General features: G+C 38.7%; 11 protein-coding genes. 7 read left to right on the top strand and 4 right to left on the bottom strand.

Features of this window, described 5'->3' with window-relative positions; translation table 11 throughout:
• Positions 1 to 26 precede the first annotated feature (26 nt).
• Positions 27 to 1,289 carry an extracellular solute-binding protein gene (locus HMPREF2933_RS08185; protein ID WP_070242133.1) on the bottom strand — a complete coding sequence of 421 codons (1,263 nt, stop codon included), beginning with the start codon at positions 1,287 to 1,289 and terminating at the stop codon, positions 27 to 29.
• 329 nt (positions 1,290 to 1,618) lie between these two features.
• On the opposite strand from HMPREF2933_RS08185, the gene malQ reads away from it, so the two are divergent.
• From malQ to nrdI, 4 genes are all read left to right on the top strand, one after another.
• The gene (gene malQ / locus HMPREF2933_RS08180) at positions 1,619 to 3,142 is read left to right on the top strand and encodes a 4-alpha-glucanotransferase (RefSeq protein WP_024053233.1); all 1,524 of its coding nucleotides are present in this window, start codon (positions 1,619 to 1,621) and stop codon (positions 3,140 to 3,142) included.
• Positions 3,143 to 3,167: 25 nt separating this feature from the next.
• Positions 3,168 to 5,426: a glycogen/starch/alpha-glucan family phosphorylase gene (glgP, locus tag HMPREF2933_RS08175; RefSeq protein ID WP_024053232.1), complete on the top strand. Its 2,259-nt coding sequence runs from the start codon at positions 3,168 to 3,170 to the stop codon at positions 5,424 to 5,426.
• A gap of 151 nt (positions 5,427 to 5,577) precedes the next feature.
• Entirely contained in the window at positions 5,578 to 6,087 is a 510-nt protein-coding gene (locus tag HMPREF2933_RS08170; RefSeq protein WP_024053231.1) for an ABC transporter permease, read from the top strand.
• A 75-nt stretch (positions 6,088 to 6,162) separates the two neighbouring features.
• Positions 6,163 to 6,618 carry a class Ib ribonucleoside-diphosphate reductase assembly flavoprotein NrdI gene (gene nrdI, locus HMPREF2933_RS08165; protein WP_024053230.1) on the top strand — a complete coding sequence of 152 codons (456 nt, stop codon included), beginning with the start codon at positions 6,163 to 6,165 and terminating at the stop codon, positions 6,616 to 6,618.
• A gap of 54 nt (positions 6,619 to 6,672) precedes the next feature.
• On the opposite strand, the gene argS is transcribed toward nrdI, so the two are convergent.
• Complete coding sequence (argS, locus tag HMPREF2933_RS08160) at positions 6,673 to 8,361, bottom strand: arginine--tRNA ligase (protein WP_024053229.1); 1,689 nt, start codon at positions 8,359 to 8,361, stop codon at positions 6,673 to 6,675.
• A gap of 103 nt (positions 8,362 to 8,464) precedes the next feature.
• Here argS and argR point away from each other — a divergent pair, with 103 nt between their 5' ends.
• Both argR and mutS read left to right on the top strand, forming a co-directional pair.
• Complete coding sequence (gene argR / locus HMPREF2933_RS08155; RefSeq protein ID WP_003027809.1) at positions 8,465 to 8,905, top strand: arginine repressor; 441 nt, start codon at positions 8,465 to 8,467, stop codon at positions 8,903 to 8,905.
• A 368-nt stretch (positions 8,906 to 9,273) separates the two neighbouring features.
• Positions 9,274 to 11,835, top strand: coding sequence for a DNA mismatch repair protein MutS (mutS, locus tag HMPREF2933_RS08150; protein WP_024053228.1), 2,562 nt, complete (start codon positions 9,274 to 9,276; stop codon positions 11,833 to 11,835).
• A gap of 188 nt (positions 11,836 to 12,023) precedes the next feature.
• Here the strand turns inward: mutS and HMPREF2933_RS08145 are convergent, their stop codons facing one another.
• Both HMPREF2933_RS08145 and HMPREF2933_RS08140 read right to left on the bottom strand, forming a co-directional pair.
• Positions 12,024 to 12,482: a DUF3021 domain-containing protein gene (locus HMPREF2933_RS08145; protein WP_024053227.1), complete on the bottom strand. Its 459-nt coding sequence runs from the start codon at positions 12,480 to 12,482 to the stop codon at positions 12,024 to 12,026.
• The gene (locus HMPREF2933_RS08140; protein WP_024053226.1) at positions 12,479 to 12,919 is read right to left on the bottom strand and encodes a LytTR family DNA-binding domain-containing protein; all 441 of its coding nucleotides are present in this window, start codon (positions 12,917 to 12,919) and stop codon (positions 12,479 to 12,481) included. Before HMPREF2933_RS08140 ends, HMPREF2933_RS08145 begins: the two co-directional genes overlap by 4 nt.
• 253 nt (positions 12,920 to 13,172) lie before the next feature.
• On the opposite strand from HMPREF2933_RS08140, the gene mutL reads away from it, so the two are divergent.
• Complete coding sequence (gene mutL, locus HMPREF2933_RS08135) at positions 13,173 to 15,119, top strand: DNA mismatch repair endonuclease MutL (RefSeq protein WP_024053225.1); 1,947 nt, start codon at positions 13,173 to 13,175, stop codon at positions 15,117 to 15,119.
• The last annotated feature ends 199 nt before the right edge of the window (positions 15,120 to 15,318 follow it).

Genomic DNA, 15,318 nt, shown 5'->3' with positions numbered 1-15,318 from the left:
CGAGTTCTATCCTACCTCAATCTGTTTTATTTTTTACCAAATTTTTGATTGATAGTATCTTTAATCAATTTAACGGCATCATTTACAGCGGCTTTAGTATCTTTTTTTCCACTTACAGCATCAAAGAGCATACTTGCTGCTGGATCCCATACAGTACTCATTTCAGAGATATTTGGCATAGGTTGAGCAGATTGGAATTGTTTAATAACAGCTGAAGTCAATTCATCATTCTTTCCTTCAGCGTATTTACGAGCCTCTGTGTTTGCAGGTACTTCGTTTGTAGCATCATAGAAAGCGTTTTGTTGTTCAGTCGAAGTCAAGAAGTTAACAAACTTTTGAGCTGTTTTGGCATTTTTAGATCCTGCAGGGATGACCCAAGCTTTACCACCACCAAAGGCTTGATAGTTTTTACCATTTGGAAGTGTAGGAATAGTGGCAACACCATAGTTCACTTTAGCTTCTTTGAATGATGCGGCTTTCCAAGGGCCTTCAATGATAGCAGCTGTTTTACCTGATTGGAATTGAGTTTGAATTAAGTTTGCGGCACCTTTAGTATCTTGCATTCCTTTTGGCCATTTTGCATACCAATTTTTAGCGTATTCAACACCTTTGATAGAACCGTCATTTGCAAGTCCAATGTCTTTAGGATCAGTACCGTTCTTACCAAAGACATATCCACCATTACCCGCTAACAGACCATAAGCATAATAGAAGTTTGTCCAGTCAGCGAGGAAAGCAGTTGTTTTGCCATTTTCGTTAGCAAAAGCATATTTGCTGTCTTTTGCCAGTTCTTCTAATTCAGCAAATGTAGTTGGAGCTTTAGAAACAAGGTCTTTATTGTAATACATTACTAATGTTTCGATAACAGCAGGAGCACCATAAGTTTTACCTTTTGTTGTTACGAGTGCTTTGGTAGTATCATCTGTCATTGAACCTTTATCAAGTTTCATTTCAGAAAGTTGGCCGTCTGAACCGAGACTACCTACGCGGTCATATGGAGACATCATAACGTCTGGAGCTTTGCCAGATTGGTTGTCAAGTGAAAGATTTTCAAGACCTTTAAGTTGGTCGCCAGTTTTAATAGTAACTTTTGTTCCACTTTCTTTTTCAAAAGCAGCAGCAGCTTTCTTCATGTAGCCTTCGTATTGTTTTTCTACGTAAACAGTGAGGTTTTTACCATCACCAGAAGAAGCTGATTTATTATTTTTGCTACCGCAAGCTACTAGTAACAAACTAGCCAATCCTACAGTTCCAAGAACTGCAACACTTTTCAACATTTTACGTTTCATGATTTATTCCTCCTAAAGAATAAAATAATAAGATAACAATTTAGAATAGTTTGCGCAAACGTTTTCTTAAACTATGCTTAGTATACCACAAATAGAAAACGGTTGCAACACTTTTTTAAAAAAATCTTAAAAATTTTTTATTTTCCACTCCAAAAATCATGATAGAATATAGAAGAAAATGATTCAATTATCCGAAATATTTTAAAAATTTACAAAAAAACTAGAAAAATGGTTGCACACATGTCGGAATTAAGTTATAATCAAATCAACGCAAACGTTTTCGTTAAATGAATGCAAAATTTAACAGAAAAATTTATTGAGGTGATAAGATGAAAGAGCGTCAAAGTGGTGTTCTCATGCATATTTCTTCTCTTCCAGGGAAATACGGAATCGGCTCATTTGGGAAAAGTGCTTACGATTTTGTGGATTTTTTGGTAAGAACAAAGCAACGCTACTGGCAAATTTTGCCTTTAGGCACGACCAGTTATGGAGATTCTCCATATCAATCTTTCTCTGCATTTGCGGGAAATACACATTTTATTGATTTTGATCGATTGATTGAAGAAGGATTGCTTGTGCAAAGTGATCTTGAAGGGTTAGACTTTGGTCAAGATCCAAGAAAAGTAGATTATGCGAAAGTGTTTAACAATCGCAGGCCTGTTTTGGAAAAAGCTGTGAAACGTTTCTTAGAACGTGGAGACTTAGCAGCCTATGAAAAATTTGTAGCAGATAATGCATCATGGCTTGAAGTGTTTGCTGAATACATGGCGATTAAAGAGCATTTCGACTTGAAAGCTTGGACGGAATGGCCAGATGCAGCGGTACGTCGTCGTGAAGCGTCTAGCTTGGCAACTTATCGCGAAAAGCTAGCTGATCGATTGACCTATCATCGTGTTACGCAATATCTCTTCTTCAAACAATGGTTAGAATTGAAAAATTATGCTAACGACCATCATATTGAAATCGTTGGTGATATGCCAATCTATGTGGCAGCTGATAGCTGTGATGTTTGGGCGCAACCGCATTTCTTTAAAACAGATGAATTAGGACAGCCTACATGTGTAGCAGGATGTCCGCCAGATGAATTCTCTGCGACCGGTCAACTTTGGGGAAACCCAATTTATGACTGGAAGGCAATGGATGAAGATGGGTATAGCTGGTGGATTGAACGCTTGCGTGAGAGTTTCAAAATCTACGATGTGGTTCGTATCGATCATTTTCGTGGTTTTGAATCTTATTGGGAAATCCCTGCTGGATCCGATACAGCCGCTCCTGGTAAATGGGTGAAAGGTCCTGATTACGCTTTGTTTAAAGCTGTGAAGGAAGAATTGGGTGAACTAAACATCATCGCCGAGGATTTGGGCTTTATGACTGATGAAGTAATTGCTTTACGTGAAAAAACGGGTTTCCCTGGTATGAAAGTGGCTCAATTCGCCTTTAATCCAAATGATGAAAGCATTGATAGCCCACATCTTGCTCCGAACAATTCTGTTATGTACACAGGGACACACGACAACAATACTGTTCTTGGTTGGTACCGTGATGAGATTGATGATGCTACACGTGAATATATGGCTCAATACACCAATCGCAAGGAATATGAAACAGTTCCTCATGCAATGTTACGAACTATCTTTGCTTCTGTCAGCTTTATGGCAATTGCAACCATGCAAGATTTATTAGAGTTAGACAGTTCAGCTCGTATGAACTATCCATCAACTATCGGTGGCAATTGGTCATGGCGTATGACAGCAGATGAATTGGACCTCGTGATTGAAGCAGAGTTATACAGCTTGACGAAAACATATCGTCGTTTAAATAAAAAATTATTAAAGAAAGAGAATGAATTGTAACGTTCTTTTCTAGGTAGGAGAAAAAATGTCAAATTTACAAGAATTTATCCAACAAACTTATCAAAAAGAAATTGCTGAATGCAGCAATGAAGAATTGTATATTGCCCTTTTAAACTATACAAAATTGGCTAGTGCACAAAAACCAGTTAATACTGGTAAAAAGAAATTGTATTACATTTCAGCAGAATTTTTGATTGGAAAACTGTTGTCAAACAACCTCATCAACCTTGGTCTTTATGATGATGTCAAAAAAGAATTAGCAGACGCTGGTAAAGACTTGATTGAAGTGGAAGAAGTCGAATTAGAACCTTCACTTGGTAATGGTGGTTTAGGACGTCTGGCTGCTTGCTTCCTTGATTCTATTGCAACACTTGGTTTGAATGGAGACGGTGTAGGTCTGAACTACCACTTTGGTCTTTTCCAACAAGTATTGAAAAATAATGAGCAAACAACAGTACCAAACTTCTGGTTGACAGAGCAAAATTGGTTAGTAAAATCAAGCCGTAGCTATCAAGTACCATTTGCTGATTTCACTTTAACATCAACTCTTTATGACATTGATGTGCCTGGTTATAAAACAGCTACTAAAAACCGTCTTCGTCTGTTCGACCTTGACTCAGTAGATGCAAGTATCATTGAAGATGGGATTGACTTTGATAAGACAGATATTGCTCGTAATTTGACTCTATTCCTTTATCCAGATGATAGTAATAAGCAAGGTGAATTGCTCCGTATCTTCCAACAATACTTTATGGTGTCAAATGGTGCACAATTGATTATTGATGAAGCGATTGAAAAAGGTAGCAATCTTAATGACTTGGCTGACTATGCTGTTATCCAAATCAACGATACACACCCATCTATGGTCATTCCAGAGATGATTCGTCTTTTGACAGAACGTGGTATTTCGCTTGATGAAGCAATCAATATCGTTAAGAATATGACGGCTTATACAAACCATACCATTCTTGCTGAAGCGCTTGAAAAATGGCCGCTTGAATTCTTGGAAGAAGTTGTTCCACACTTGGTTCCAATTATCAAAGAATTGGATAAGCGCGTGAAGGCTGAATACGCAGATCCAGCTATTCAAATTATTGATGAACATGATCGTGTACACATGGCTCACATGGATATTCACTATGGATATAGTGTCAATGGGGTTGCTGCTCTTCATACAGAAATCTTGAAAAACTCAGAACTCAAGGCCTTTTACGACATTTATCCAGAAAAATTCAACAATAAAACAAACGGGATCACCTTCCGTCGCTGGCTCATGCACGCAAATCCACGCTTGTCAAATTACATTGATAGCTTGATTGGCCGCGATTGGCACCATGATGCTTCAAAATTAGAAGACTTACTTGAATTTTCTGGTAAGGCTGATGTGAAAGCCGAACTTGAAAAAATCAAAGCTCACAACAAACGGAAATTAGCTCGTCACTTGAAAGAACACCAAGGTGTTGAAATCAATCCTGAATCAATCTTTGATATCCAAATCAAACGCCTTCACGAGTACAAACGCCAACAAATGAATGCTCTTTATGTCATTCATAAATACTTGGACATCAAGGCTGGAAACATTCCTGTGCGTCCAATTACAGTCTTCTTTGGTGGGAAAGCTGCTCCAGCATATACGATTGCGCAAGATATTATTCATTTAATCCTTTGCTTGTCAGAAGTAATTGCTAACGACCCAGAAGTTTCTCCATACTTGCAAGTCGTTATGGTTGAAAACTATAATGTAACAGCAGCTAGCTTCTTAATTGCAGCCGGTGACATTTCTGAGCAAATCTCCCTTGCTTCTAAAGAAGCTTCAGGTACTGGTAACATGAAATTCATGCTAAATGGTGCTTTAACGCTTGGTACTTCAGATGGGGCAAATGTTGAAATTCATGAATTAGTCGGAGATGACAACATTTATATCTTCGGTGAAGATTCTGAAACAGTTATTGATTTGTATGCCAAAGAAGCTTATAAGTCAAGTAAATTCTATGCTCGTAAAGCAATCAAACCGCTGGTTGACTTCATTGTCAGTGATGCTGTTCTTGCAGTTGGTAAGAAAGAGCGCTTGGAACGACTTTACAATGAATTGATCAATAAAGACTGGTTCATGACGCTTCTTGACTTGGAAGATTATATCGAAACAAAAGAACGCATGTTTGCGGATTATGAAGACCGTGACGTCTGGCTTGAAAAAGTTCTTGTCAATATCGCAAAAGCAGGCTTCTTCTCTGCTGACCGTACGATTGCTCAATATAACGATGAAATTTGGCATTTGAACTAGTTCAATAGCGAATTGGCCCCTTGATTGATAGTTGAGGGGCTTTCTTTTGTTTGAAAAAAATAATTGACACTAGTGAAATTTTTGTTGCCATTTTTGACTGCTTACGTTATAATAAATAAAACTGAAAACTCTTTTAAGCAGGAGGCTTATTGTGAAAAAACGACCAATTTATTTATATGTATTGCTGACGTTATCAGCCATTTTATCATCGTTTACATTTATAGGAACTTTTTTTGGCAGTGAAAAAATAACGAATACAAGTTCCTACAAAGGTTTATCTGAAACAGTTGTAAAACAAATAGTGAAAGTGACTGAAAAGAGTCTTGTCTTTCTTCATAATGGTCCCCATAAATTATTAATTATCCTTTCTATTCTGTTGTTGATAGCTGCTGTTGTTTTCATTGTTAAGAAAAACATTTTATACGCTAATTTTGCCTACATTGCCTATGTATTATTAGGAATTATTGGGACAATTTACAATTATATCGGTGGTATGCCACTCAACAATCTTTATAAAGATCAAACGATGCGTGCCACAGCAATCTCATCGACAAGAGTTTTGACCATTATTTATTTTGCATTTAATATTCTTTTCCTTGTTATTGTCTTTTTCAAGATGAAACGGCAGCAACAAGACTTAGCAAAAGAAAAATTACAATAGTTGACAAAACATATCTATCAGCTTAGAATTTTAAGAGAATGATAGATGTGTTTTATTTTTAGAAAGTGAGAAAATATGAAGATTTCCTTGGTTTATATTAGCTTAAGTGGGAACACAGCGAGTTTTATCAAACGTTTGTCCACTTTTTTGCAAGAGCGACATGAAAATGTTGAGATTGAGCAGGTGGATATAAAAGATATGGTGAAAGAGGAGCGACCATTTTACGCCATGTCTCAGCCCTTTGTAGCCTTTTTACCAACCTACTTAGAAGGTGGAAATGGTTTGAATAATGGAGATGTAGAGATTCTTACCAATGATTTAGGTGACTTTATTGCTTTTGAAGAGAATTACAAGTGCTGTTTTGGAATTGTTGGTAGTGGTAATCGTAATTTTAACAACCAATATTGTTTAACAGCTAAGCAATATGCAGAGCGCTTTGGCTTTCCAGTCTTGGACACATTTGAACTTCGTGGCTTGAATGAAGATGTCAAACGAATTGGTCTGAAAATTGAAGAATTATACGGAATGTAATAAAAAATCCTATCGTTGTAAATACCGATAGGATTTTTTGATAGGGTTAGAAAATTACATTTTTTCTGGAGCATCAACGCCGAGAAGACGAAGAGATTCTTTTAGAACAACAGCTGTTGCGTAGCTGAGAGCCAGACGGCTGTCACGTTCAGGGCTTTCGTCTAAGATACGAGTGTGTGCGTAGAATTTGTTAAATGCTTGTGCAAGACTGATTGCATATTTTGCAATGAGTGATGGGTCATAATTGTCAGCTGCACGCTTGACAACACGGGCAAAATCTTGTAGCAGTTTAATGATTTCCCAACTTTCAGCATCATCTAGGCTGTATGTTACTTCAGAACTTGGCTTGAAGTCAGCCTTGCAAAGGATTGATTGGATACGTGCATAAGCATATTGGATGTATGGACCTGTTTCTCCTTCAAAGGATACCATGGCTTCCAAATCAAAGTCGTAACCGTTGCGGCGGTCTGTTTTTAAATCGTAGAATTTAACAGCTCCTACTCCGACAGCACGAGCAACAGCTTCTTTGTTTTCAAGGCCAGGATTTTTGGCTTCAATTTGTGACTGAGCACGATTGATAGCTTCTTGAAGAGTTGGTTCAAGAAGGATGATATTTCCTTTACGTGTAGACAATTTTTGGCGGTTCTTTGTTACCAAGCCAAAGTCTACATGAATCATATCGTCGCTCCAGTCAAATCCCATCTTCTTCAAAACGGCTTTTAATTGTCTGAAGTGATTAGCTTGTTCTTGACCTACAGCATAAATGTTTTTAACGAAGTTGTAAGTGCGAGCACGGTACATAGCTGTCGCAATATCACGTGTAATGTAAAGTGTTGCTCCGTCAGATTTCTTAATCATAGCTGGTGGCAGATTGACATCATCAAGGTTGACAATGCTAGCCCCCTTAGACTCTTCCAACAATCCTTTTTCTTCAAGGATTTTGATGCCTTCGTCCATCTTGTCATTATAGAAGGCTTCACCAGCCAGACTATCGAATTCAACACCAAGCAATTTGTAGATACGGTTAAATTCTTTCAGGCTTTCGTTGCGGAACCATTGCCATAATTCAGTAGCTTCAGGATCACCGTCTTCTAATTTTTTGAACCAGAGGCGACCTTCGTCATCAAGCTCAGGATCTGTTTCGATTTCCGCATTGATACGAACGTACAGTTTCAGTAATTCATCAATTGGATTTGCTTCGACGGCTTCTTTGCTGCCCCATTTTTTATAAGCCACCATTAAAAGACCGAATTGTTTTCCCCAGTCACCTAAGTGATTGATTTTAATGGTGTTATAGCCCAATTTACGGAAAATATTAGAAAGGGCATCACCGATAACAGTTGAGCGCAAATGACCAACTGAAAATGGTTTTGCAATGTTTGGGCTGGAGAGGTCAATGGTGATGTTTTCTCCATTTCCTTCATTTTGCTGACCATAGTTATTTCCTTCTTTTACAATTTCTTTGATAACTTGAGCTGAAATTTTTGATTTATCAAGGAAGAAATTAACATAAGGACCAGTTGCCACTACTTTTTCAAAGTTTGTTGAGTCAATTTTTTCTGCAATGTCTGCTGCAATTGCTTGAGGCGCTTTTCGTTCTACTTTCGCTAAAGAAAAGGCAGGAAAAGCGATATCACCTAAATCTGAGCTTTTGGGTTTTTCTAGTAAATTTAAAATAGCGTCTTGGTCTAAGCTGTCAATGACCTTAGCCAATTCACTTGCAATCAATTGTTTATTGTCCATGGTTTCTCCTTTGGTCTTTTACTAGTATTTTAACATATTTTTTGACGAATCTTCAATTTTTTTGGTATAATTTTGAGTATAAATATACATTATTGAGGATAAAATGAAAAAGAGTGAACGTCATAAACTAATTAAGCGAATGATTAAGGAAGAAAAACTGAGTACACAAAAAGATATTCAGGATCGTTTAAAGGCACAAGGCATCATTGTAACACAGACAACCCTCTCTCGGGACTTACGTGAAATTGGATTGACGAAAGCCAAGAAAAACAATGAAGTTTATTATGTTTTAGCAGATGAAACAAATAAAATCGATTTGGTTGAGTTCTTGTCTTATCATGTAGAGGGCGTTTCTCGGGCGGAATTTTCCTTGGTTCTTCATACTCGCTTAGGGGATGCTTCTATTCTGGCTAACTTTGTGGATGCCAATAAAGGTGAGCTAATTTTAGGAACGGTAGCAGGAGCTAACACGCTCTTAGTTATCTGTCGTGATACAGCAGCTGCAAAACAAATGGAAGAGCAGCTTCTTGAGAAAATGGATTAAGAAAATGAATGATGAGGCTGGGACAAAGAGCTCAGCTTCCTTTGTTTATGTAGTCAACAAGACGCAGTAGCTGATTGCTCAAAGCAATGCTTCGAGGTGGCGGATAGGACTTGCGAAGCACGTCTCAAGCTGTTGTTTTTCAAACTCGGAAAAACACCTTTGACAAAAACTTTGTTTTCTTTATCCACCATCTCAACAGTCTTCCAGACTGTTGAGCAACCTTGCGGGAGTGAGACTACGAACTGAAAATTTTCAAGATGAGTTTTGTCCTACTCCAGCTATGTGGATGTGGGATAGAAATCAAGTTTCTACGAAACTATTGATTTCTATCCCACTCTTATCACTATTAACCAACAGAAAGGATGAGAATGACAAAAGAAAAACTATCTCCAGGAATGCAACAGTATTTAGATATAAAAAAAGATTATCCAGATGCTTTTTTGTTGTTTCGCATGGGAGATTTTTATGAATTATTCTATGATGATGCGACCAATGCGGCACAGATTTTAGAGATTGCTCTGACTAGTCGCAATAAAAACTCGGAAAATCCAATCCCAATGGCAGGAGTTCCTTACCATTCAGTGCAGCAATACATTGATGTTTTAATTGAAGCAGGCTATAAAGTTGCGATTGCAGAGCAAATGGAAGATCCTAAAAAAGCGGTTGGAGTAGTCAAACGCGAAGTAGTACAGGTGATTACGCCGGGGACAGTAGTTGATTCTTCAAAACCAGACAGTCAGAATAACTTTTTAGTGGCTTTGGATAAGCTGTCAGGTATATATGGACTGGCTTATATGGATGTGGGAACGGGTGAATTTCAGGTCACAAGTCTTAGTGACTTTAACATAGTCTGTGGAGAAATCCGAAACCTGCGAGCGCGTGAAGTGGTCTTAGGGTATGAATTGTCTGAAATGGAGCGCCAAGTATTGGAGACTCAAATGAATCTCCTTTTATCGCAAGTAGAAACTACATTTGATGATGTTCAGCTACTAGGAAAGGACTTGTCGCCGCTAGAGCGCCAAGTAGCTGGAAAGTTATTACAGTATGTTCATAAAACGCAGCTACGTGAGCTTAGTCATTTGAAACAAGTTCATCATTATGAAATCAAAGATTTCTTGCAGATGGACTACTCAACTATGGCAAGTCTGGATTTAATAGAGAATGCTCGAACAGGAAAGAAGCACGGGAGCCTTTATTGGCTGATGGATGAGACTAAGACAGCTATGGGAACACGATTGTTGAGAGCGTGGATTCAACGTCCGTTGATTGATAAAGAGCGGATCGTCAAGCGGCAGGATGTAGTGCAAGTCTTTTTAGATCATTTCTTTGAGCGCAGTGACTTATCAGACAGTCTCAAAGGAGTGTATGATATTGAGCGTTTAGCCAGTCGGGTTTCGTTTGGCAAGACCAATCCGAAAGATCTATTACAACTTGCTGCGACATTGAGTCATGTGCCACAAATTAAGGGAATTTTAAAAGGAATTGATAGCCCAGTTTTGGAAGATTTGATTGCAAAATTGGATGAAATTCCTGAACTGGCGTCCTTAATTCAGTCAGCAATTTCGCCGGATGCTCCAAATGTCATTACAGAGGGTAATATTATTAAAACAGGTTTTGATGAAACCTTGGATAAATATCGAGTGGTTATACGAGATGGAACGAGCTGGATTGCAGATATTGAGGCGAAAGAAAGAGAAGCTAGTGGAATTAACAACCTGAAGATTGATTACAATAAAAAAGATGGTTATTATTTCCATGTCACAAATTCCCAGCTTGAACACGTTCCCAGTCATTTTTTCCGCAAGGCAACTCTGAAAAATTCAGAGCGTTTTGGTACGGAAGAACTGGCTCGTATTGAAGGGGAGATGTTGGAAGCGCGTGAAAAATCAGCTAATTTGGAATACGAGATTTTTATGCGCATTCGTGAGGAAGCTGGTAAATATATCAAACGCCTGCAATCCTTGGCGCAAACTATGGCAACAGTTGATGTGCTGCAAAGCTTTGCAGCTGTAGCTGAAAAGCAACACTTTGTGAGACCAGAATTTATTGAGCAGCGCTCTATCCAAATTGATAAAGGGCGGCATGCGGTCGTAGAAAAAGTTATGGGTGCACAAACCTATATTCCTAATAGCATTTCAATGGATGAGAATGTTAATGTTCAGCTAATTACAGGCCCAAATATGAGTGGGAAGTCAACTTATATGCGGCAGTTAGCGATTGTTGTGATTATGGCTCAAATGGGCTCTTATGTTTCAGCTGAAAGCGCTCAATTGCCGATTTTTGATGCAATCTTTACTCGAATTGGTGCAGCTGATGACTTGGTTTCTGGACAATCAACCTTTATGATTGAAATGATGGAAGCGAACCATGCTATTTCTCAAGCAACAGAAAATTCACTCATTCTTTTTGATGAGTTAGGAAGAGGAACAGCCACCTATGATGGCATGGCGCTTGCTCAAGCTATTATTGAGTATATTCACAATCGGACAGGAGCTAAGACACTTTTTGCGACTCACTATCACGAGTTGACAGAACTGTCAACTAGCTTGACACAACTAGAAAATGTCCATGTAGCAACCCTAGAAAAAGATGGTCAAGTAACATTTCTTCATAAGATTGAGGTTGGACCTGCTGATAAATCTTATGGGATTCATGTAGCAAAAATTGCAGGTTTGCCAAATGATTTGTTGACAAGAGCGGATCAAATATTGACACGATTAGAAAGCCAAGTAAATGAGAAGCCATCTTTTGGCATCTTTAATACATTACCTGCGGATGCTCGTGAAAAAAATCAAGTGGCTGAGCAGATGTCTTTATTTACAGAAACAACTGAATCACCTATTTTAGACGAGTTGCGCCAGTTGGACATTTATAATATGACCCCAATGGAAGTGATGTTGGCTGTGGCAGAGATAAAGAAGAAACTTTAAAATGTTGAAGCTATAGTGGATGTGACTGACTAACAGCTTAATTTGCTGAAATGTCATACCAGAATTGCAGCTAGGGTCTAATCTTCAAACCACAACAATTTAGTAAGCTATGATCGTTTTCTATCAATCTGCATTCTAAGTTGGGCTCAAATAACCGCCGTGAGTTTTTTCACAGCGGTTATTTCTTGCTATTTGCTTTGTTTGTTTAAGTGATGATTGATTTTCTCAATTTTCTTCTTAGTCAGATAAGACAGGATTGCCCAAAGGATGAGATAAACAACAGTAAATTCCAAAATCAACTGTAAGATGAAAATGGGTTCACTTGGGAACCATCCGGCTAATAGAGCTAGAGGGATAAAGCCTAAAATCATAAGCCCATAGTGGTAGATTGTTGCTTTGAGAATGCTCCAATCTTTTTTGAAAAGCTCTTTTCCTAAGCTAAAGAGCAAGCCGATTAGACTCCAAATTACTGCGCAATAGAGAACGACTAAGGCGCCGTGAATATGATGCTGTTCCATCCAAAGACCAACTGCTGAATAAGGGTTGAGCGGATGATAGACAGGTGCAAAAAAGTAAGAAAAGATGACGGATAGGAGGAGTCCGATAACAATGCCTCCTAGAGCATCTCTGAATAATGTTTTTTTCATAGTTGTAATTTCTCCTTTATAGCTTTGAGATAACGGCGAGATGAATAAGTTATCTGACCGTTTTTTAGTGTAATCTGAATCAGACCGCTGCCGGTCAATTTCAGATGATCAATCTGTTTGGTATTGATGATTTCAGATTGGGAAATCTGTAGAAAATCAGCAGGAAGCAATTCCAAAACTTGATAAAGTGGAAGCCCTAAGTGATAATTGTCTGTTACTGTTTCAGCCCAAACTTGGCGATTTTCAATATAAACCCGCTGAATTTCAGTAGTATCTAATAGGTAAATCTCTTCCTCTTTTTTGGCTCGAATAACTTTGTTTTTATCGAGTTGTTGAGCAAATTTCAGCAGTTGCTGAATGGTATCTGACAAACCCGGTGCTTCGATAATGACTTTTTCCTCTGAAAACTTTTCGTCAATATGCAATTGAACTTTCATAAACATTCCTTCTTTCCAGATGTTGGTTTGCTGCTGATTTTCGTTAATACCAAGAGGTCACTAACTACCTCCTTCTTCCTAAATCTATTAAACATTATTTCGACTAGGAAAACAAGGACTTTTACCTAAGTGGTTGCTTTGCTTGTCTATTTGGTTCTTTCTAGGAAGCGATGTGTGTTCCCCTCACATCGGGCTTCTGATAGAAAAACAGCTTTATGTTATAATAATAGCTAGAATACTTACGGAGAAAACTATGTCAAAAATTATTGAACTACCAGAAAATCTTGCTAATCAGATTGCAGCAGGTGAGGTCATCGAGCGACCTAGCAGCGTGGTCAAGGAGTTGATAGAGAATTCCATTGATGCTGGTGCTACTCGGATTATAGTTGAGATTGAAGAAGCGGGACTCAGGAGCATTCAAGTCATTGATAATGGTGAAGGAATTGAGCATGAGGAGGTTTCCTTGGCTTTGCGGCGGCATGCTACTAGTAAAATCAAGAAACAAGCCGACCTTTTTCGAATTCGGACATTGGGCTTTCGGGGAGAGGCACTTCCATCCATTGCCTCTGTTTCACGTTTGACGATTGAAACTGCGACAAGTAGTGGTGCACATGGAACGCTTCTGATTGCGCAAGGTGGAGAAGTTGAGACTTTAGAGCCAAGTAGCTGTCCTAGGGGCACCAAAATCAAAGTGGAAGACCTTTTTTTCAACACGCCTGCTCGCTTGAAATATATGAAAAGTCAACAAGCGGAACTATCTCACATTGTAGATGTGATTAACCGTTTGAGCTTGGCTCATCCGGAGGTCGCTTTCACTCTTGTTAATGACGGTAAAGAGATGACACGGACAGCAGGAACAGGAAATCTGCGTCAAGCAATTGCTGGCATTTATGGACTGACAACAGCCAAAAAAATGATTGAAATTTCAGCTTCTAATCTGGATTTTGAAGTATCAGGCTATATTAGTCTACCAGAGTTGACGCGTGCCAATCGTAACTACATCACCATTTTCATCAATGGTCGTTACATCAAGAATTTCCTGCTCAATCGAGCTATTCTTGATGGTTACGGTAGTAAGCTCATGGTTGGGCGATTCCCGATTGCTGTGATTGATATTCGGATTGACCCATATCTTGCTGATGTCAATGTTCACCCGACCAAGCAAGAAGTGCGGATTTCAAAGGAGCGAGAGCTCATGACCTTGATATCGCAAGCTATTGCTGCAAGTTTGAAAGAGCAAGATTTGATTCCGGACGCATTAGAGAATTTAGCCAAATCAACCATTAACCGAGCAATTAAGCCTGAGCAGACCAGCCTCCCTCTCAAAGAGAACCGACTTTATTACGATAAAGAAAGAAATGACTTCTTTGTGAAACCACAAGTGTCAGAAGCTCAACCTTCTTTTGAGGAATCTGCCCGATTAGACCAACAATCTGCTGATACAGATGAACTCAATTCAAAAGCTGCTTCTGTCAAATTTGCAGAAAGGCAATCTCCTTCTTACAATCAACTAGATCATCCAGAGCTGGATCAGGCGAGCTTAGAGAGAGCTTTAGATAAGCTAAATAGAGAAGAAACTTCAACGTTTCCAGAATTGGAATATTTCGGGCAAATGCACGGCACCTACCTTTTTGCTCAAGGAAACGGTGGTCTTTATATTATTGACCAACATGCAGCTCAAGAGCGAGTAAAGTACGAATATTATCGTGAAAAAATCGGAGATGTAGATGCTAGTCAGCAGCAGCTTCTGGTTCCCTATATCTTTGAATTTCCAGCTGATGATATGTTGCGTCTGAAACAACGAATGACTCTTTTAGAAGAAGTCGGTGTTTTCCTTGAAGAATACGGAACTAATCAATTTATTCTTCGTGAACATCCCATTTGGTTTAAGGAAGAGGAAATCGAATCAGGTATTTATGAGATGTGCGATATGCTGCTTCTAACCAAGGAAGTCTCTATCAAGAAATATCGCGCTGAGCTGGCTATTATGATGAGTTGCAAACGCTCTATTAAAGCCAATCACAGTTTAGATGACTATTCAGCGCGTGATTTGATTTTTCAGTTATCACAATGCGACAATCCCTACAACTGCCCTCACGGTCGTCCCGTTTTGGTCAACTTCACCAAATCTGATATGGAAAAAATGTTCCGTCGGATTCAGGAAAATCATACTAGCCTGAGAGAATTGGGCAAGTATTAAAACTATTTATAAAAGCTCTAAAACAGAGAGTGGGACGATGAAATCAGTAGTTTCGTAGAAACTTGATTTCATCATCCCACCTCCGCACAGCTCGAAAGGTTTGGGGAACCCTTCGAGGCTGGAAATAAAGTCAAGTGAAACTTGGGTCAAAAGGACTGGAAAAGTTGAGTTATCAACGTATTAGAGTCCACTCAGCAGT

Origin of the sequence: Streptococcus sp. HMSC066F10, from assembly GCF_001813805.1 — a bacterium.
Taxonomy (GTDB): domain Bacteria; phylum Bacillota; class Bacilli; order Lactobacillales; family Streptococcaceae; genus Streptococcus; species Streptococcus vaginalis.
Note: the sequence above shows the minus strand (reverse complement) of the source record. Positions and strands in the feature narration are given on the sequence as shown.